18 protein-coding genes are annotated in these 18036 nt (G+C 68.2%); 8 read left to right on the top strand and 10 right to left on the bottom strand.

Going from position 1 to position 18036, the window contains the following annotated elements:
- Nucleotides 1–11: 11 nt before the first annotated feature.
- Complete coding sequence (locus VM685_RS08320; protein ID WP_325459675.1) at nucleotides 12–1274, bottom strand: LLM class flavin-dependent oxidoreductase; 1263 nt, start codon at nucleotides 1272–1274, stop codon at nucleotides 12–14.
- A gap of 207 nt (nucleotides 1275–1481) precedes the next feature.
- On the opposite strand from VM685_RS08320, the gene VM685_RS08315 reads away from it, so the two are divergent.
- Nucleotides 1482–1709, top strand: a complete 228-nt coding sequence (locus tag VM685_RS08315) for a DUF2061 domain-containing protein (RefSeq protein WP_325459674.1) — start codon at nucleotides 1482–1484, stop codon at nucleotides 1707–1709.
- A gap of 17 nt (nucleotides 1710–1726) precedes the next feature.
- Nucleotides 1727–2206 (top strand): Dps family protein, encoded by a 480-nt coding sequence (locus VM685_RS08310; RefSeq protein ID WP_325459673.1) that lies wholly within the window; start codon nucleotides 1727–1729, stop codon nucleotides 2204–2206.
- Here the strand turns inward: VM685_RS08310 and VM685_RS08305 are convergent.
- Nucleotides 2203–2916, bottom strand: coding sequence for a DUF2339 domain-containing protein (locus VM685_RS08305; protein ID WP_325459672.1), 714 nt, complete (start codon nucleotides 2914–2916; stop codon nucleotides 2203–2205). The two genes, VM685_RS08310 and VM685_RS08305, sit on opposite strands and share 4 nt — an antisense overlap.
- A gap of 86 nt (nucleotides 2917–3002) precedes the next feature.
- On the opposite strand from VM685_RS08305, the gene VM685_RS08300 reads away from it, so the two are divergent.
- The 5 genes from VM685_RS08300 (at nucleotide 3003) to VM685_RS08280 (ending at nucleotide 10741) form a co-directional block, all read left to right on the top strand.
- Nucleotides 3003–5696, top strand: a complete 2694-nt coding sequence (locus VM685_RS08300; protein ID WP_325459671.1) for a site-specific DNA-methyltransferase — start codon at nucleotides 3003–3005, stop codon at nucleotides 5694–5696.
- 4 nt (nucleotides 5697–5700) lie between these two features.
- Nucleotides 5701–8502 carry a BPTD_3080 family restriction endonuclease gene (locus VM685_RS08295; protein WP_325459670.1) on the top strand — a complete coding sequence of 934 codons (2802 nt, stop codon included), beginning with the start codon at nucleotides 5701–5703 and terminating at the stop codon, nucleotides 8500–8502.
- 346 nt (nucleotides 8503–8848) lie between these two features.
- Nucleotides 8849–9241 (top strand): hypothetical protein, encoded by a 393-nt coding sequence (locus tag VM685_RS08290; protein ID WP_325459669.1) that lies wholly within the window; start codon nucleotides 8849–8851, stop codon nucleotides 9239–9241.
- A 122-nt stretch (nucleotides 9242–9363) separates the two neighbouring features.
- A complete protein-coding gene (locus VM685_RS08285) occupies nucleotides 9364–10131 on the top strand; it encodes a LytTR family DNA-binding domain-containing protein (protein ID WP_325459668.1) in 768 nt (255 codons plus the stop codon).
- Nucleotides 10132–10285: 154 nt separating this feature from the next.
- Complete coding sequence (locus VM685_RS08280; protein WP_325459667.1) at nucleotides 10286–10741, top strand: hypothetical protein; 456 nt, start codon at nucleotides 10286–10288, stop codon at nucleotides 10739–10741.
- On the opposite strand, the gene VM685_RS08275 is transcribed toward VM685_RS08280, so the two are convergent.
- From VM685_RS08275 to sdhC, 8 genes are all read right to left on the bottom strand, one after another.
- Nucleotides 10738–10953, bottom strand: a complete 216-nt coding sequence (locus VM685_RS08275) for a hypothetical protein (RefSeq protein ID WP_325459666.1) — start codon at nucleotides 10951–10953, stop codon at nucleotides 10738–10740. The genes VM685_RS08280 and VM685_RS08275 overlap by 4 nt on opposite strands.
- 209 nt (nucleotides 10954–11162) lie before the next feature.
- Complete coding sequence (locus VM685_RS08270; protein WP_325459665.1) at nucleotides 11163–11540, bottom strand: VOC family protein; 378 nt, start codon at nucleotides 11538–11540, stop codon at nucleotides 11163–11165.
- A 216-nt stretch (nucleotides 11541–11756) separates the two neighbouring features.
- Nucleotides 11757–12077: a 2Fe-2S iron-sulfur cluster-binding protein gene (locus VM685_RS08265; RefSeq protein ID WP_325459664.1), complete on the bottom strand. Its 321-nt coding sequence runs from the start codon at nucleotides 12075–12077 to the stop codon at nucleotides 11757–11759.
- A 30-nt stretch (nucleotides 12078–12107) separates the two neighbouring features.
- Nucleotides 12108–13337 (bottom strand): NAD(P)/FAD-dependent oxidoreductase, encoded by a 1230-nt coding sequence (locus tag VM685_RS08260; RefSeq protein WP_325459663.1) that lies wholly within the window; start codon nucleotides 13335–13337, stop codon nucleotides 12108–12110.
- Between the two features lie 58 nt (nucleotides 13338–13395).
- Nucleotides 13396–14178, bottom strand: coding sequence for a succinate dehydrogenase iron-sulfur subunit (locus VM685_RS08255; RefSeq protein WP_325459662.1), 783 nt, complete (start codon nucleotides 14176–14178; stop codon nucleotides 13396–13398).
- Nucleotides 14179–14191: 13 nt separating this feature from the next.
- Entirely contained in the window at nucleotides 14192–15979 is a 1788-nt protein-coding gene (gene sdhA / locus VM685_RS08250) for a succinate dehydrogenase flavoprotein subunit (RefSeq protein WP_325459661.1), read from the bottom strand.
- Between the two features lie 4 nt (nucleotides 15980–15983).
- Entirely contained in the window at nucleotides 15984–16376 is a 393-nt protein-coding gene (gene sdhD, locus VM685_RS08245; protein ID WP_325459660.1) for a succinate dehydrogenase, hydrophobic membrane anchor protein, read from the bottom strand.
- Nucleotides 16376–16783 (bottom strand): succinate dehydrogenase, cytochrome b556 subunit, encoded by a 408-nt coding sequence (gene sdhC, locus VM685_RS08240; RefSeq protein ID WP_325459659.1) that lies wholly within the window; start codon nucleotides 16781–16783, stop codon nucleotides 16376–16378. Before sdhC ends, sdhD begins: the two co-directional genes overlap by 1 nt.
- Nucleotides 16784–16957: 174 nt before the next feature.
- On the opposite strand from sdhC, the gene VM685_RS08235 reads away from it, so the two are divergent.
- The gene (locus tag VM685_RS08235) at nucleotides 16958–17842 is read left to right on the top strand and encodes a LysR substrate-binding domain-containing protein (RefSeq protein WP_325459658.1); all 885 of its coding nucleotides are present in this window, start codon (nucleotides 16958–16960) and stop codon (nucleotides 17840–17842) included.
- Nucleotides 17843–18036: the final 194 nt, after the last annotated feature.

Raw genomic sequence — 18036 nt, 5'->3', positions numbered from 1 at the left:
GTCCGCCTCCTTCACTCGGCCGGGATCGGCGCGCGGGCCGGCGCGGCGGGGAGCGAGCCTGGGATCACCCGCTTCTCCAGCGGCTTGCACCAGAAGCGGTCGTCGTCGGCGTAGTCCGGGAAGATGTTGCGCAGCTTGGGCATCACCTTCTCGGCAAACAGGCGGGTCGAGTACATGCACTTGTCGGCCGGCATGTCGCCCACGTGCATCAAGCAGAAGATGTTGCCCACGCGCAGGCCCTTGATCAGGTCTTCCATGCGCTGGCGCACGGTCTCCGGGCTGCCGGCAATGACGTGGCCCTGCTCGGTCAGCTCCTTCCAGGTCAGCGTCGCATAGCCGCCCTTCGGCGGGGCGTACTGCGACAGCGCCCCCGACTGGATGGTCTTGATGGTGCGGTAGCCCGGCGCGTCGGCGAAGCCCGGATAGACGTGCAGGCAGCGGTTGTAGAAGTAGCTGACGTGCTCGGAATAGAGCCGCTCGGCCTCCTCGTCGGTCTCGGCCACGCAGATCGTCTGGGCGAAGCCGGCCCGGTAGGGGCTGTTGTCCGGCGCCCCGCGCTCCTCCACCCGCCGCCAGTAGCCGTCCATCAGCGCCTGGGCCCGCAGGTACCCGGAGAAGCTGAGGTAGGAGTAGGAATAGGTGTTGTCGATGCAGAAGTCGTAGGTCTCGACCGAGCCGCCGCCGGGGATGTGCACCGGCGGGTGCGGCTGCTGGATCGGCCGGGGCCAGATGTTGACGTGCCTGAGCTTGTTGTAGCGGCCGTTGAAGGCGAACGGGTCGCGCGTGGTCCAGGCCTTGATGATCAGGTCGTGCGCCTCGGCGTACTTCTCCCGCGTCAGGCTGGGGATCTGGCCGTAGCAGTAGTTGGTGTCCATGGAGGTGCCGACCGGGAAGCCCGCCACCAGCCGCCCGCCCGAGATGCAGTCCAGCATGGCGAACTCCTCGGCCACGCGGACGGGCGGGTTGTAGAGGGCGATGGAATTGCCCAGCACGACCAGGGCCGCATCGCTCGTCCGGCGGGCCAGGCCCGCGGCGATGATGTTGGGGCTGGGCATGATGCCGTAGCCGTTCTGGTGGTGCTCGTTGACCCCGATGCCGTCGAACCCGAGCGTGCCGGCGTACTCCAGCAGGTCCATGTAGGTGTTGTAGACCTCGTGGCTCTTCGCCGGGTCGAACAGCCTCTGGTCGATGTCCACCCACACCGAGCGGTGCTTCTCCCGGAAGTCGTCCGGCAGGTGCGGCCACGGCATCAGGTTGAACCAGGTGAACTTCATGGCGTCGTCCTCCCGCGGCCGCCTCTGATGGGCGGTCCGACTGAACGACGATAACCGGCTGGCTCCCGGCGCCAAGCGCCGACTGGCTGCGCCGTCGGAACCGCGCCCCCGGCCGCCCGTTCCGGCGATCTAAGAAAGTTTCGATTGATCTTGGAATTTCGATTGTCAGGGGTTATATTGCGAACCGTTCGCAACAGGAGCGCCGCCATGCGCACCGCCAAGAAGACCGTCAGCTACTCGATCATGCACCTCGTGGTGGCGATCACCGTGGCCTACGCGCTCACCCGTGACTGGCGGGCCGCCCTGGCCATCGGCCTGATCGAGCCCATCTTCCAGACCCTGGCCTTTGCCGTGCACGAGCGCGTGTGGGAGCGGATCGGCCGCCGCGAGCGCGCCGCATCCCAGCCCGCCGACGGCGCGGCGACGGCCGCCTGATCAAGAAGGAGAGCATCATGTCCGTCAGCATCGACACCGGCCTCGACGCCCGGTCCCGCGAAGACGTGGCCGCGGGCCTCTCCCGACTCCTGGCCGACACCTACGCCGTCTACCTGAAGACGCACGGCTATCATTGGAACGTGCGCGGTCCGAACTTCGCTTCGCTGCACGCGCTGTTCATGGATCAGTACACCGAGATGTGGAACGCCATCGACGACGTCGCCGAGCGCATCAAGGCGCTGGGGGCGACGGCGCCGCAGGGCTACCGCACCTTCGCCAACCTCTCGGGCATCCAGGACGGCGACCCCGAGCAGGACGCCGAGGGCATGCTGGCCGAGCTGTCGAAGGATCACGAGACCCTGATCCGCACCGCCCGCGGCGTGCTGCCGGCCGCCCAGGCCGCGGGGGACGAGGTGACCACCAGCCTCCTCTCCGACCGCCTGACCGCGCACGAGAAGCACGCCTGGATGCTGCGCGCGAGCCTCGGCGCGCGCTAGCGCTCCGCGGGGGCCTTGCGCCCGAAGCCGAGCACCGAGCCGTCCCCCGACAGCCGCCGGGCGAGCACGGCGGCGGCGAGCAGCAGGGCGCCCACCGCCAGGAACGAGCCCGCGCGGACCACGCCTTCCAGGCGCGCCATGTCGAAGAGGAAGATCTTCGCCGTGGTGGCCAGCAGCACCACGAGCCCGGCCCAGCGCAGGTCGGCCTCGCGGCGCGCCGCGGCGAACACCAGCAGGGCGAAGCCGTAGAGGCCCCAGGCGGCCGAGAAGGCCCAGGTCTCCAGGCTCGCCTCCTGCAGGCTGGGCCGCATGTCGTAGCCGTGGAAGCCCAGGCGCACGACCAGCGTTAGGATCGCGAAGACGGTGAGCACGGCGCAGACCCGGGCGGCGCGGGCGAGTCCCGCCTGCCCCGCGGCCTCCGCCATCCGGACCAGCCAAAGCAGGACCGCGGCGCCGGCCGCATAGAGGCCGAACAGCAGGGCGGTCGCGCCCGCGCCGTCCAGCGGCCGGTCGATCGGGCCCCACCAGGGGCTGGCGGCAAGGCCGAAGACCAGCGCGGCGAAGACGATCGCGGCCGAGGCCGAAACGACCGCGACACGGCGCACGAGGTCGGCGATCGGCGAGATGGTCCAGGCCCGCAGGCTGGCCTGGACGGCCGCCCAGTCCAGCAGGCGCGCGCCAAGCAGGGCCGCCACGGCGTAGGCCGCCACCTCGGCCCGTCCGATCGGGTCGCGGCCGTCCTCGAGGCTCGGCCCCTGGAACAGGCGATGCGCTCGCCAGCGACGACCCCGAGCGGATGAAGGATGCGCTGCAGGAGCTGAAGCGGTTGCAGGCGCCCTATCTGAACTGGACCGGCAAGGCTGAGCGGACGAGCTTCGAGATCGATACCGTCTCGCTCCATGTCCATGAAAGGGTCGACGCGGCTACGGTCCTGGCAAATGCGGCGAAACGGCTGAAGGGTAAGGACGCCGCGACGCAGTGGCGGCAACCGGACCTGTTCGCGGCGCCATTCGAGAACCTGCCTCTGCGCCACGCGCTAGATTTCTACCACCACGAAAAGGGCTGGTCGAACCGGCTGGTGGCCGGCGACAGCCTCCTTGTGATGAACTCGCTCCTGACCAAGGAGAGCATGGGTGGGAAGGTGCAGACGATCTACATCGACCCACCCTATGGGATTAAATACGGGTCGAACTTCCAGCCCTTCACAAACAAGCGCGACGTGAAGGATCGATCAGACGAGGATCTCACTCAAGAACCCGAGATGATCAAGGCGTTTCGGGACACCTGGGAACTCGGAATTCACTCCTATCTTACCTATCTTCGCGACCGGTTGATTCTAGCGCGAGAATTACTGAAAGATAGCGGATCTATCTTCTTACAAATTTCAGATGAAAATCTGCACCATGCCCGAGAATTGATGGACGACGTATTTGGCGCCCACAATTATGCCGGCCTTATATCATATAGCGCGACCACAGGACAGACGTCAGGACTGCTCGCGCAGATAACAGATTATATCCTTTGGTACGGAAAAGACAAATCTCACCTGAAGCATAATAAACTCTACGTGGTTACCCCTGCAATTGATAACCCAACCGAGCGCTATGTTTTTGTGGAAACTCCGACCGGGGAACTGCACGATCTCTCAGTCAAACAAAAGATGGGGGAAGAACCCATCCCTGAGGGACGGATTCTGAAGCTTCAGGACCCGAGTTCACAATCCGGCGACGAAAAGAGCAGGAAACGCTTCCCGGCCTTTGGGATGGAGTTCTCCCCGAGTGGAAGCCGGGGATGGTCCACGAGCGTTGATGATGGAATGCCGCGAGTTCTACGCTCTGGACGGTTTCACAATCAGGGCAACTCGTTGTGGTGGAAGTCATACAGGGACAATGGACGCCTAAGGGCGCTCAATGCGTTGTGGGCTGATACCCGTCAGAATGCGTTTGGCGAAGGAAAACTCTACGTCGTTCAGACGATTGCGAGCGCGATAGAACGCTGCCTCCTGATGACGACAGATCCGTCTGACCTAGTTCTAGATCCCACATGCGGCTCGGGCACCACAGCGGTTGTCGCTGAGAAGTGGGGGCGCCGTTGGATCACCTGCGACACATCCCGTGTAGCGATCACCCTCGCCAAGCAGCGGCTGATGACCGCCAGCTTCGACTATTACAGCCTTCGCCATCCCCACGAGGGGCTTCAGGCAGGTTTCGACTACGAAACGTTCCCGCATGTCGCACTGAAGAGTATCGCCAACAACCCAGACATCGACACGATCTACGACGAAGATCACCCAAAGATCGCATCGGCGCTGGCGGACCTTAACGCCGCGCTGGGCGCTGCCCCGCCAAAGCCCCTCAAGCCTACGCAGGGGGTGCGCAAGGGTAGGCCCGTGGACTTCGACAAGGGCGACACCCTGCACGAATGGGAGGTGCCCTTCGATTGGCCGGAGGATTGGCCGGAAGCCGCCCGCGCGCCCTTCGAGGCCTTCCACGCCGCCCGGCAGGCGATGCAACGTCGTATGGACCAGTCCATCGCCGACCATGCCGAGCCGGAAACGCTCTACGACAAACCGCGCATCGACAAGTCGAAGCTGCGCATCTGCGGACCCTTCTCGGTCGAGGCGGTGCCGGCGCCGACTGTCCTCTCGTTGGATGAGAGCACGCCACCCGAACAGGCGGATGAGACCGTCGCCCGCTCAGGTGAGACGTCGCGCCAGGCCCTGTGGCGGGACGAACTGTTGAAAACGGGCGTCCGCGGCAAGGGCGGCGCCATGCTCCGGTTCGCCGAATTCGAGACCTTGCCCGGCCTAAAGCACATCCACGCCAGCGGCTCGCTGGCCGAGACGGGCGAGCGTGTGGTCGTGAGCTTCGGCCCTGAACACGCGGCGCTGGAGCAACGGCAGGTCGAGCTGGCGCTCACCGAAGCCGAGACGCTGCGCCCCTCCCCCAGGTTCATCCTGTTCTGCGCCTTCACCTTTGATCCCGAGGCCGCGAAGGACATCGACGAGGTGAACTGGCCCGGCGTCACGCTCCTCAAGGCGCAGATGAACACCGATCTCCTGACCGAGGATCTGAAGAAGAAGCGGGCCTCCAACCAGTCCTTCTGGCTGATGGGGCAGCCCGACGTAGAACTGCGCAAGCGCAAGGACGGGCTGTGGGAGGTCGAGGTGAACGGCTTCGATTACTTCGACCCGAAGGCGGGCGACCTCGTCTCCGGCGGCAAGAAGCAGATCGCGATGTGGTCGCTGGACGTGGACTACGACAACCGGTCCCTAATGCCGCACCAGGTGTTTTTCCCGATGGCGGATGCGAAAGGCGGCTGGAATCGCCTGCGCAGGACGGTGCGGGCCGAGTTGGACGAGGACCTGCTGGAGCAGTTCCACGGCACCGTCTCGCTGCCGTTCGAGGCGGGCGAGAACCGGCGGATCGCGGTCAAGATCGTGGACGACCGCGGGATCGAGTCCCTCAAGATCATGCCGCTCGAGGCATAGGCCCGTGTCCCTCATCATCAACACGCCGTTCGCGTGTCCGGCTCAGCACTGGGTCGAAGGCAAGGGCGGCAAGCTGGAGATCAAGCCCGAGCGGCGACCGGCGAGTTACGAGGTCTTCGACGCGCGCAACCACACCAAACGCACCGAGGTTCTGGACCTGGTGAATACGATCCGCGCCCGCGTGGACGCCTGGCGAGCGGACGGCTGGCCTGGCGTGACGATCGTCACGCGCAAGCTGCTGGATCACTGGCATGACGCCGAGGCGCGCCAGCACCCATTCTATTTCTGTCAGCTCGAAGCCATCGAAACCCTGATCTGGTGGGTGGAGGGCGCCGAAGCCTACAAGCAAGGCGTTGCGATCCCCCGCGATGGCGGCCCGTGGGAGCGACTCTGCAACAAGATGGCCACGGGGGCGGGCAAGACCACCGTGATGGCCATGATCATCACGTGGCAGGCGCTGAACGCGCTGACCTACCCCAAGCGGAACAAGGACTTCAGCCGGGCGGTGTTCATCGTGGCGCCCGGCCTGACGGTGAAAGAGCGTCTGCAGGTGCTGCTGCCAAGCGAGGGCAGCTACTACGACGAGTTCAACCTCTGTCCGTCCGAGGCGCTGCGCCAGAAGCTCAACCAGGCCGACGTGCTGATCGAGAACTGGCACACCCTGATGCCCCTGAAGGAGCAGGAGCGCTCGGTCGTGAAGAAGGGCCGGGAGTCGGACGAAGCGTTCACACGCCGCGTCCTTGGCAAGCTCGCCGCCCACAAAGACATCATCGTCATCAACGATGAGGCGCACCACGCCTATCGCAAACCGCCGGAAGTGAAGATCAGCAAGAAGGTGGCTGCCGAACAGGGCATCGACCTTGATGAAGCGACCCGCTGGATCGAGGGGCTCGATCGCATTCACAAGACGCGCCGAATCCAGCGCTGCTTCGACCTCTCCGCGACGCCGTTCGCACCGACCGGCAAGAAGAGCACGGACACTGCGCTGTTCGACTGGATCGTCTCGGATTTCGGCCTGAACGACGCGATCGAGGCTGGACTGGTGAAGACGCCGCGCGTGGTGGTGCGCGACGATGCCTTGCCCGATGCCCGTACGCTACGGTCGAAGCTCTATCACATCTACCGCGACCCTTCGGTATCCGAGGACCTGAACAGGGCGAACGCCGAACCGCACGAGGCCCTGCCGAAGCTTGTGCAGGACGCCTACACGCTTCTCGGGGCCGACTGGCGGGAGACACAGAGGCAGTGGAGCGCCGCAGGTCATCATTCTCCACCCGTGATGCTGACGGTCTGCAACCGCACGGAGACGGCGGCGAGGATCGAGCACTATTTCAACAAGGGCGACGCCCACTGGCCCGAGTTGCACGCTCCGAACAGGACCTTGCGTGTGGACTCAAAGGTGCTGGAGAAGGCGGAGATCGGCGAAACCGCCACGTCCGACAAGGACTACGAGAACCGGTTGAAGGCTATCGTCGGCGCCGCCGACCTGCCGGAGACGCGGAAACAGCAGCTACTCGGGATGAAGAAGGAAGAGCTGCTGCGCGCGATCGTCGACAATGTCGGCAAGCGGGGCGCAGCCGGGCAGGATCTGCAGAACGTCGTTTCTGTCGCGATGCTGTCCGAGGGCTGGGACGCCAAGAACGTGACGCACATCATGGGCTTGCGCGCGTTCACCTCTCAGTTGCTGTGCGAGCAGGTGGTTGGCCGGGGTCTCCGCAGGGTCTCCTACGACACGGATGAGAACGGGCTGTTCCTGCCTGAATACGTGAACGTCTTCGGCGTCCCGCTCTCCATTTCGGAGACGGGCGAAGGTGGCGAGGCGCCTCCACCTCCGAGGCCGACCACCCAGATCGAGGTGATCCCCGATCGGGCCCGACTAGAGATCAAGTGGCCGAACGTGCTGCGCGTGGAAACGGTCGTGAAACCGCAGCTCACGGTGGATTGGACCAAGGTGCCTGTTCTGGTTCTTGATCCGGCCGCGACGCCAATCAGCGCCGAACTGGCGCCCGCCCTCGGCGGCGCGACGGACATGGGCAAGGTGACCGCGATCGATCTGGAGCGCCTTCCCGACGGATTTCGCCTGCAGCGGCTTGTATTTCAGGCCGCTCGCAAGGCTTTCGCGGAATTGCGGCGGAGCTTCTCCGGGACCGAGGAGTACCTCGCGGTGCAACTGGTGCGCATCGTCGAGAGCTTCTTGAACTCCAAGCTGGTGGACATACCGTCCATCTTCCATTCGGACCCTCTGCGTCGCCGAATCCTGATCGCGTTGAACATCGACCTGGTTGTCCAGCACGTGCTGCGTCACGTGAGCGAGCAGAATACGGAACGCCTCACCCCCGTCTTCGACGAGGAAAACCCGATCGGCGCCACGGGCCAGATGAGGACGTGGTACACGACGAAGCCCTGCTTCCCCGCGATCAAGTCGCACATCAGCCATCTGGTCGGCGATTCCTCTTGGGAGGGCCACGCGGCGAATATCTTCGAGAGCCGGGATGATGTGGTCGCCTACGCGAAGAACGATCATCTAGGATTTCAGATTCAGTACCTGTGGGCTGGGTCGCGACGGCGGTTTGTGCCCGACTTTCTCGTCCGGCTATCTGGCGGCAAGACGCTTGTTCTGGAAATCAAGGGAACCGATAGCCCACAGAACAAGGCCAAGCGCGACGCACTGAACGAATGGGTCAATGCGGTGAACAGCTTCGGCGGATTTGGACAGTGGGCCTGGGATGTCGCCTTCCAGCCGGCTGATGTGCAGGACATCGTCAGCGGGCACGCAAAGGTCACCGTAGCCGAACCTGCAGCCTAACGCGCGCAGTCCTCCGCCAGCGTCCCCGCCCGAGCCTCACCTCCCGCGCCCATTCCGCGGCGGCTGGGCGGCTGCGGAGGGGGACCGGAACGCCTTTGTGGGGGCTCTAGTCCCGGATAGCCGCTGGCGCGGCTTCCGGGATGACACGGGGGGTGTGGGGCGGCGGGGGCGCGATCGGGTCCCACGGGAGGGGGGCGGCGCGGCCGGCGTCGCCCTCACCCTGCCCTCTCCCGGAGGGAGAGGGGCGCGCGTGTGATGGGCGTCACGGGGGCGGCGGGGGCGATTGACAGAGGATGCGGGGCCGGCCGGAGTGGCGGACGGACGCTTGACCCCTTCAGGAGACCCCATGGACATCCAGGACCACATCGCGAAGCTGGCGGCGGCGCCCCGGGACGACAGCCCGGAATACACGGCGACGCTGCGCTACTGGTCGCACGGGCCGCAGACCAGCGGCTTCGAGAAGGCGATGCGGGTGCGGGTGAACGACGGGCCCGAGCACGTGTTCGACGTGCCCGACAGGCTGGGGACCCACGAGCTGGTGGTGGACATCTCCGCGGACATGAAGCCCACGGGGGCGAACGTCATCCACTGGCAGGTGGACGTCTACAACTACGAGCCGTTCGGGATCCGCTCGTCGGCGCGGGTGCTGATCCGCCGCAAGCGGGCGGTGATCCTCGACGAGAACTACGAGACGCCGCAGTTCTGGCGGCGGACCAACGAGCAGCTGACGGTGTTCTGAGGCCGGCGCTCCAGCGGGCGCCAGGCTCCCCTCCGCTCGGCTCGGCTCGGCCCGGCTCGGCTCGGCTCGACATGGGCGGGGGGCGCCCCTAGCGTGCGGTGGGCTTTCGTCAGCGACGCAAGATGCCATCGATCTCCCTTCGGGCCTGGGCCTCGCCGTTCTTCACCAGCCTCTGCGGGGCGGTCGCGCTCGGGGTCTTCCTGGGGTTCGCGGGGCCGTTCGGCTCGTTCCAGTCGCTCGCGCCGCCGCAGCGCTACGCCTTCTGGTTCGCCCTGGTGGCGGCGGGCTACGGGCTGGCGGTGGCGACCCTGCAGGTCCTGCGGCCCGCGGCGGCGTTCGCCCGCCTGCCCGGCGTCGCGGCGGCGGTCGTCGTGGGCCTGGTCTCGACGCTGCCGATGATGTTCGTCGTCGCCTGGGCGCTCGAGGTGGTGTTCGGGCGCTCGACGCCGCCGGGACGGCTGGTGTCGCTCTATCTTTCGGTGGCGTCGGTGCAGCTGGTCATCGCCGCCATCGCCGCGTGGCCGGTGCTGGCGGCCGGCGGCGCCGCGCGGCCGGAGGAGGAGCCGGACGCCGAGCGGTTCTTCGCGCGCGTGCCCGAGCGGCTGGGGCGGGAGCTCCTGGCCCTGGAGGCGCAGGACCATTACCTGATGGTCCACACGCCTCGGGGCTCGGCGCTGATCTCCATGCAGCTTAGCGAGGCGGTGCAGATCCTGCCGCCGCGGCTGGGCTTGCGGGCGCACCGGCGCTGGTGGGTGGCGCGCCAGGCGGTGGCCGGGTGGCGCCGGGAGGGTGACCGGACGCTCATCGAGCTGACGGGAGGCCTGACCGTGCCGGTCGGCCGGACCTATCTCGCGGCGGTCCGCGCGGGGCTCGAGGCGCCGGGCGGCTGACCGCGCGGGCGGTGCCGGGACGCCGGGCCCCCGGCGGCTGTGGCGTTGCCGCAAAATGCCGGCGCGCGAATGGCGTTGGCGGATTGGGCCGTTGCCGGGACCGGCGGGCCGAGGGAGAGGGCGGCGAACCCCAGCCCGCTCCACCGGAGATCCGATGCGACACCCGCTTTTCGCCTGCGCCTTCATGCTCGCCGCCGCCATGCCCGCCGCGGGGCAGGCGCAGGTCACCACCGTCCTGACGACGAGCTGCGCCCCCGGACCCTCAGGCGCGGCCGCGAGCGAGCCGGACCTGTCCGGGCTGTGGGACTTCTACATGGACGTGGGCGGCGCGCCGAGCTTCGGCCTGCTGACGATCGGCCGGCTCGACGGGCGCCATGCCGGGACGCTGACGCCCGTGCGGACCGCGCCCGTGGTCGTGCGGAGCCTGGCGGTGAGCGGCGGGAAGGTGCGGATGATCGTGGGCTCGGGCGAGGGCGACGTCGCCTATGACGCCGCGCTCTCCGCCGCGGGGGACCGGATGTGCGGGACCGTCACCTACCACGGCGGCGTGCTGTACCCGATGGTGGCGCAGCGCCGGCCGCAGCGGGCGGGCGGGGCGTCCGCTCGCTAGCCCTCGACCTTGCGGCAGCGGTCCACGGCGGCCAGGTGGTCCTCGCCGGTCTGGACGTTGCGCAGCCAGGCCTTGTCGCCGGAGACGGCGAGAACCTCGTAGTGGGGGAAGAGGTTGGGGCCGGTGCGCACGAGGTCGCCGGGGGCGACGGGCTCGGCCGGGGCCTCGGGGACCGGGAGGTTGAAGACGTCGGCGTAGCTGGACAGGGACATGACGCGGTTCCACTCGCGCGCGCGGTCGGGCGCGCTTGGCAAGGAGATGGTCCCGCGGCGGCGGGCCCGCAATCCGGGGCGCTACGGAGGCGGCGGTGGGTCGCAGGGGGGGCGTGCGGGGGAGACCACGCGGGTCCCGCGGGAGCGCGGTTTCCGCGTCCTCCGCCGCCCTCACCCTGCCCTCCCCCGGAGGGGGAGGGTTCAGGGCGCTACGGGTAGCGGTAGAGGCCGCAGAGCTTGTTGCCGTCGGGGTCGCGCAGGTAGGCGAGGTACATCTTCCCCGAGGGGCCTTCGCGGACGCCCGGGGGGTCCTCGATGGCGGCGCCGCCGGCGGAAAGCCCCGCGGCGTGCCAGGCGTCCACCTGCTCGGGCGAGGCGCAGGCGAAGCCCACGGTGCCGCCGTTGGCGTGGCAGGCCGGCTGGCCGTCGATCGGCAGGGAGGCGGAGAAGACGCCGGTGGGCGAGCGCCAGAAGACCCGGTGGCGGTCCACGAAGCCGGGGTTCACGCCGAGCGCGGCGAAGGTCGCGTCATAGAAGGCCTTGGCGCGGTCGAGGTCGTTCGTGCCGACCATGATGTGCGAGAACATGCCGGGGTTTCCTCCTGGGTTCTTCTCAAGCCCTCCTCCTCGATGGAGGAGGGTTGGGTGGTGGTGCGGACAGTGAGGTGAGGCAGATGGCTCCTGGAGGCGCCGGCGCCGAAAGCGCCCTTCGCCCGATGCCCTGCCCTCACCACCATCCCTCCCCTTCCTCCATCGAGGAGGAAGGGCGCCTTTGCTTGCGGCGCAGGGGGAGGCTGACGGGCTCTAGTGCTGGCTCTCGGGCATGCGGACCACGAGGCCGTCGAGGTCGTCGGTGACCTTGATCTGGCAGGAGAGGCGCGAGTTCGGCTCCACGCCCTCGGCGAAGTCGAGCATGGACTCCTCCATGGCCGACTTGGTCCCGGTCTTGGCGGTCCAGGCCTCGTCGACGTAGACGTGGCAGGTGGCGCAGGCGCAGGCCCCGCCGCAGTCGGCGTCGATGCCCGGGATGTTGTTCTTCACCGCGCCTTCCATGACGGTGAGGCCGGTCTTCACCTCGATGGCGTGCTCGGTTCCGTCGTGCTCGATGTAGGTGATCTTGGCCATCTCTGTCCTGCCCCTTAGGCGGCCGCTCTTCTAGGCGGCGACCTCTTTCATGGAAACGTTCGGGTCCGCAAGCCTCGCCTTGTCGACCGGCTTGCGGTTGAGGATGAGCATCTTGCCCATCATGAATTCCGGCGGGGCGTTGATCGCCTCCACCGCCTGGACCTGGTCGCCCTTCAGGTGGAAGACGGCGAACCTGCCCGAGGCGGGGTCGCCGCGCACCAGGATCTCGTCCACGTCGAAGGCGTAGCCGGCGATCTGCAGCTTGAGGTCGTACTGGTCGGACCACTGCCAGGGGCACTCGCCCGCCGGCCGCGGGCGGCCGGTGATGGCGGACGCGGCCTGCTTGGCCTGCTCGAGCGCGTTGGGCACGCTCTCCATGCGGAACATGCGGTCGTAGATCGGCATCGGCCGGTGGGCGACGTCGCCGATGGCGAAGATGTCGGGATCGGAGGTGCGGGCGTCGAGGTCGACGACCACCCCGCGGGCGGTCTCGAGGCCACAGTCGGCGGCGAGCTCGTCGTTGGGCGCGGCGCCGACGCCGACCACAGCGGCGTCGCAGGGGATGGTGCGGCCGTCGGCCAGGGTGACCCCGGTGACGCGGCCGGCCTCGCCCACGAAGCCGGTGACCGAGCAGCCGAGCTCGAAGGCGACGCCGTGCTTCTGGTGGTAGGCCTGGAAGAAGTCGGAGAGCGCCTGGCAGGCGACGCGGGCCAGGATGCGGCTCTCGCGCTCCAGCACGGTGACCTCGGCGCCGAGCGCGCGGCCGGAGGCGGCGACCTCCAGGCCGATGTAGCCGCCGCCGACCACGGCCAGCCGCTTGCCGGGACCGAGCGCCGCCTTCAGCGCCTCGGCGTCGGCGGCGGTGCGCAGCGCCATGACGCCGGAAAGCTCCGCGCCGGGGATGGGCAGCGCGATGGCCCGCGCGCCGGTGGCGAGGATCAGCTTGTCGTAGGTGAGGGTGGAGCCGTCGGAGAGCTCCACGGTCTTCGCGCCGCGGGTGATCTTCACGGCGCGGACGCCGGGCCGGAAGTCGATGGCGTGCTCGGCGTAGAACTCCAGCGGCTTCAGCGCCAGCGCGTCGGCGTCGGCCTCGCCCTTCAGCCAGGCCTTGGAGAGCGGCGGGCGCTGGTAGGGGGCGATCGGCTCGTCGCCCACCAGGGTGATCGGGCCCTCGTGGCCGTACTGGCGCAGCAGCGCGGCGGCCGTGCCGCCGGCGTGGCCCGCGCCGAGGATCACCACATGCTCGCCTGGTCCCGACATTGCCCTACCCGATGCCCAAAAGTGACGCCGGCGTCAACTTGAACCCGCCGGGCGGAGGTCAGCTCACCCGTTCGGCGAGCGACTTCTTGATCTCGGCGATGGCCTTGGCCGGGTTCAGGCCCTTGGGGCAGACCTGGGCGCAGTTCATGATGGTGTGGCAGCGGTAGAGCTTGAAGGGATCCTCCAGCTCGTCCAGCCGCTCGCCGGTCGCCTCGTCGCGGGAATCGATGATCCAGCGGTAGGCGTGCAGCAGGGCGGCGGGGCCCAGGTACTTCTCCTGGTTCCACCAGTAGCTCGGGCAGCTCGTGGAGCAGCAGGCGCAGAGGATGCACTCGTAGAGGCCGTCGAGCTTCTCGCGGTCCTCAGGCGACTGCTTCCACTCGGTCTGCGGCTCGGGTGTCTCGGTCTGCAGCCAGGGCTTGATGGAGGCGTACTGGGCGTAGAACAGGGTCAGGTCCGGGACCAGGTCCTTGACCACGGCGGTGGCCGGCAGCGGGCCGATCTGGCACTCCTTGCCGGGCACTTCCTCCCAGCCGTGGGTGCAGGCCAGCGTGTTGCGGCCGCCGATGTTCATGGCGCAGGAGCCGCAGACGCCCTCCCGGCACGAGCGGCGGAAGGCCAGCGTCGGGTCCATGGTGTTCTTGATGTGGATGAGGACGTCCAGGACCATGGGGCCGCAGGCGTCGACGTCCACCTCGTAGGTGTCCCAGCGCGGGTTGTCGCCGGTTTCGGGGTCCCAGCGGTAGATCTTGAACGTCTTGGTCCGCCCCGCGCCGGCCGGCGCCGGATAGTGCTTGCCGGCGGTGATGCGGGAATTCTTCGGCAGTACGAACTGGGCCATGGGGCGCGCGTCCTCAGTACACCCGCGCCTTGGGCGGGATGTAGGCGATGTCGTTGGTCATGGTGAAGTTGTGCACCGGGCGGTAGTCGATCTTCACCTTGCCGGTGGCGTCGTCGAACCAGGCGAGCGTGTGCTTCATCCAGCCCTTGTCGTCGCGGTCGGCGAAGTCCTCGCGGGCATGCGCCCCGCGGCTCTCGGTGCGGTTGGCGGCGCCGTTGACGGTGACGGTGGCCTGGCCGACGAGGTTGTCGAACTCCAGGGTCTCCATCAGGTCGGTGTTCCAGATCAGGCCGCGGTCGGTGACCTTGATGTCGCCGCGCTTGGCGTGGACGGCGGCGAGCCGCTTGACGCCGGAGACGAGGCTCTCGCCGGTGCGGAAGACGGCGGCGTCCTCCTGCATGGCCTGCTGCATCTCGAGGCGCAGGGCGGCCGTCGGCGTCGAGCCCAAAGCGTGGCGCAGCCGGTCGAACCGGGCGAGGTGGCGCTCGGTCATGTGCGGCTTGAGTTCCGGCTGGCTGGCGCCGGCCTTGATGGTGTCGGCGGCGCGCAGCGCGGCGGAGCGGCCGAACACCACCAGGTCGATGAGGCTGTTGGAGCCCAGGCGGTTGGCGCCGTGGACGCTGACGCAGGCGGCCTCGCCCACGGCCATCAGCCCGGGCACCGTCTGGTCGGGGTTCTTGCCGGCCTTGGTGACGACCTCGGAGTAGAAGTTCGTCGGGATGCCGCCCATGTTGTAGTGGACGGTCGGCAGAACCGGGATCGGCTCCTTGGTGACGTCGACGCCGGCGAAGATCTTGGCGCTCTCGGAGATGCCCGGCAGGCGCTCGGCCAGGATCGCCGGATCCAGGTGGTCGAGGTGCAGGAAGATGTGGTCCTTCTTCGGGCCCACGCCGCGCCCTTCGCGGATTTCGATGGTCATGGCGCGCGAGACCATGTCGCGCGGCGCGAGGTCCTTCACGGACGGCGCATAGCGCTCCATGAACCGCTCGCCCTCGGAGTTGGTGAGATACCCGCCTTCGCCTCTCGCGCCTTCGGTGATCAGGCAGCCGGCCCCGTAGATGCCGGTGGGGTGGAACTGCACGAACTCCATGTCCTGCAGCGGCAGGCCGGCGCGCAGCACCATGGCGTTGCCGTCGCCGGTGCAGGTGTGGGCGCTGGTGCAGGAGAAGTAGGCCCGGCCGTAGCCGCCGGTGGCCAGGATCACGAGCTGGGCCTGGAAGCGGTGCAGGGTGCCGTCGTCGAGCTTCCAGGCGGTGACGCCCCGGCAGACGCCTTCGTCCATGATCAGGTCGAGGGCGAAGTACTCGATGAAGAACTCGGTGTCGTTGGCCAGGGACTGCCCGTACATGGTGTGCAGCATGGCGTGGCCGGTGCGGTCGGCCGCGGCGCAGGTGCGCTGGATCGGCGCCTCGCCGAAGTTGCGGGTCATGCCGCCGAAGGCCCGCTGGTAGATCTTGCCCTCGGGCGTCCGCGAGAACGGCACGCCCCAGTGCTCCAGTTCGTACACGGCGGCCGGCGCGTTGCGGCAGAGGTATTCGATGGCGTCCTGGTCGCCCAGCCAGTCCGACCCCTTGACGGTGTCGTACATGTGCCAGCGCCAGTCGTCCTCGCTCATGTTGCCGAGGCTGGCCGAGATGCCGCCCTGGGCCGCGACGGTGTGCGAGCGGGTCGGGAAGACCTTGGTCACGCAGGCCGTCTTCAGGCCGGCCTGGGCGCAGCCCAGCGCGGCGCGGAGGCCGGAGCCGCCGGCGCCGACGACGACGACGTCGAACTTGTGGTCGATGAATTCGTAGGCCGCCATGGCTTCAGTAGACCCCGCCGCTGAACGCGACTTTCAGGATGGAGAGCACCGCCAGCGCACCGGCGAGGCCGCAGACGAAGAGGTTGAGGAGCAGCAGGCCGGCCTTGGACAGGGTCTTGTGGATGTAGTCCTCCACGATCACCCGCAGGCCGGTGTGCATGTGCCAGAAGCTGATCGCCAGCAGCAGCACCATGAGCGTGGCGTTCACCGGCTGGCCGATCCAGGCCACGGCGAAGGCGTAGTCGTGGGCGGCGAGCCTGAGGGTGGCGAACACGCCCCACAGCGTCAGCGGGACGAGGGCGACGCCGCCCACCCGCTCGCCGATCCAGGTCCCGACGCCGTGCTTGGCGGCGCCCAGGCCGCGGGCGCGGCCGAGCGGGGTGCGATAGCTGGCCATCAGAGCGCCCCCGTCATGGCGGCGATGATCCAGACGGCGAGGGTGGCGGCGACCGTGAAGGCGAAGACCACCACCGCGGTGGCGTTGGCGGTCTTGACGTCCAGGCCGTGGCCCAGGTCCCAGACCACGTGCCGGATGCCGTTCGCCAGGTGGTAGAAGACCGCCAGGGTCAGGCCGAACATGACCAGCTTGCCGAGCGGCGAGCCGAGCACGGCCTTGAAGGTCGCATAGGCCTCCGGCCCGCTGGCGAGCGACACCGCCCAGGCGGCGACGATCAGGGCGCCGACATACAGCGCCACGCCCGTCGCCCGGTGCAGGATCGAGGTCCACATGGTGATGTGCCAGCGCCAGACCTGGAGGTGTGGCGATAGCGGGCGCTCGCGCGGGGCCCTGGTGGCGTCGGTCATGTCCTTGCCGCTCGCTCTTTGTCGTGGAAGCGGCCCCGGTTTTAGGCCGCCCCTGAATGCTGTCAATTAAAGGCGGGCCAGACGGGGGCTACCTTCGCAAAGGCCGAACCATCTTGTTTTCGGCTCGCCGCGCAATGCGTCTTTGCTGTAGGGTTCCTTCGCGAAAGGCGAAGGATGCGGTTCGACCTCACCGACCTCAGACTGTTCTGCGAAGTGGTTGACGCGGGGTCCATCACGGCAGGCGCGGAGAAGTCCGCCCTGGCGCTGGCGGCGGCCTCGACGCGCATCCGCGGCATGGAGCTGAGTCTTGGGGCCTCGCTGCTGGCCCGCTCGCGCCAGGGGGTGACGCCGACCCCGGCCGGCCGGCTGCTGCTGAAGCACGCCCGCGCCATCCTCGCCCAGAGCGCGCGGATGCGGGAGGACCTGGGCGCCTTCGCCGGCGGGGTCTCCGGCCAGGTGAAGGTGCTGGCCAACACCAATGCGCTGACCGAATTCCTGCCCGAGGCGCTGTCCTCGTTCCTCGCCGACCATCCGCACGTCAGCGTCGACCTGGAGGAGCGGCTCTCCGACGAGATCGTCGGGCTGATCGCCGAGGGCGTCGGCGACGTGGGCATCGTGGCCGGCACGGTGGAGGTCGGCGCGCTGGCCGCCTATCCGTTCCGCACCGACCGCTTCGTGGTGGTGACCGCCAAGGGCCACCCGCTGGCGGCGCGGGGCCGCGTCGCCTTCGCCGAGGTGCTGGAGCACGACTTCGTGGGCCTGGACCGGGCGAGCTCGATCCAGCGCTTCCTCACCGCCCGCTCCGCGCGGGAGGGCCGGCCGCTGCGCCTGCGCGTGCAGCTCCGGAGCTTCGACGCGGTCTGCCGGCTGGTGGAGTGCGGCGTGGGCGTCGGCATCGTGCCGCAGACCACCGCCAGCCGGGCGGTGAAGACCACGGCGCTGGAGGTGGTGGAGCTGACCGACGACTGGGCGGTGCGCGAGCTGAACATCGTGGTCCGCGCGATGGACGAGCTTCGGCCCTACGCGCGGGAGCTGGTGGAGAGCTTGCGGGCGGGGTGAGCTCGCCCCTTCTCGGACGTCGGCGCCCACTCGCGCCAGACCGTCACCTCAGTGGCCCCACCACCACCCAACCCTCCTCCATCGAGGAGGAGGGCTGTGGTCCGCGGCGCCGCCGCGTGGCGGAGAGTCTCAGGGACAGGCGCCCCTTCCTCCTCGATGGAGGAAGGGTAGGGATGGTGGTGAGTGCAGGGCGC

The organism is Phenylobacterium sp. (genome assembly GCF_035539035.1).
Lineage (GTDB): Bacteria > Pseudomonadota > Alphaproteobacteria > Caulobacterales > Caulobacteraceae > Phenylobacterium.
This window is presented reverse-complemented; position numbering and strand designations above follow the sequence as displayed.

Bases quoted from the DNA above. Each gene is read 5' to 3' on its own strand.
- VM685_RS08320 (WP_325459675.1), bottom strand. From the start codon at position 1,274: ATGAAGTTCACCTGGTTCAACCTGATGCCGTGGCCGCACCTGCCGGAC.
- VM685_RS08315 (WP_325459674.1), top strand. From the start codon at position 1,482: ATGCGCACCGCCAAGAAGACCGTCAGCTACTCGATCATGCACCTCGTG.
- VM685_RS08310 (WP_325459673.1), top strand. From the start codon at position 1,727: ATGTCCGTCAGCATCGACACCGGCCTCGACGCCCGGTCCCGCGAAGAC.
- VM685_RS08300 (WP_325459671.1), top strand. From the start codon at position 3,003: ATGAAGGATGCGCTGCAGGAGCTGAAGCGGTTGCAGGCGCCCTATCTG.
- VM685_RS08290 (WP_325459669.1), top strand. From the start codon at position 8,849: ATGGACATCCAGGACCACATCGCGAAGCTGGCGGCGGCGCCCCGGGAC.
- VM685_RS08285 (WP_325459668.1), top strand. From the start codon at position 9,364: ATGCCATCGATCTCCCTTCGGGCCTGGGCCTCGCCGTTCTTCACCAGC.
- VM685_RS08280 (WP_325459667.1), top strand. From the start codon at position 10,286: ATGCGACACCCGCTTTTCGCCTGCGCCTTCATGCTCGCCGCCGCCATG.
- VM685_RS08275 (WP_325459666.1), bottom strand. From the start codon at position 10,953: ATGTCCCTGTCCAGCTACGCCGACGTCTTCAACCTCCCGGTCCCCGAG.
- VM685_RS08270 (WP_325459665.1), bottom strand. From the start codon at position 11,540: ATGTTCTCGCACATCATGGTCGGCACGAACGACCTCGACCGCGCCAAG.
- VM685_RS08265 (WP_325459664.1), bottom strand. From the start codon at position 12,077: ATGGCCAAGATCACCTACATCGAGCACGACGGAACCGAGCACGCCATC.
- VM685_RS08260 (WP_325459663.1), bottom strand. From the start codon at position 13,337: ATGTCGGGACCAGGCGAGCATGTGGTGATCCTCGGCGCGGGCCACGCC.
- VM685_RS08255 (WP_325459662.1), bottom strand. From the start codon at position 14,178: ATGGCCCAGTTCGTACTGCCGAAGAATTCCCGCATCACCGCCGGCAAG.
- sdhA (WP_325459661.1), bottom strand. From the start codon at position 15,979: ATGGCGGCCTACGAATTCATCGACCACAAGTTCGACGTCGTCGTCGTC.
- sdhD (WP_325459660.1), bottom strand. From the start codon at position 16,376: ATGGCCAGCTATCGCACCCCGCTCGGCCGCGCCCGCGGCCTGGGCGCC.
- sdhC (WP_325459659.1), bottom strand. From the start codon at position 16,783: ATGACCGACGCCACCAGGGCCCCGCGCGAGCGCCCGCTATCGCCACAC.
- VM685_RS08235 (WP_325459658.1), top strand. From the start codon at position 16,958: ATGCGGTTCGACCTCACCGACCTCAGACTGTTCTGCGAAGTGGTTGAC.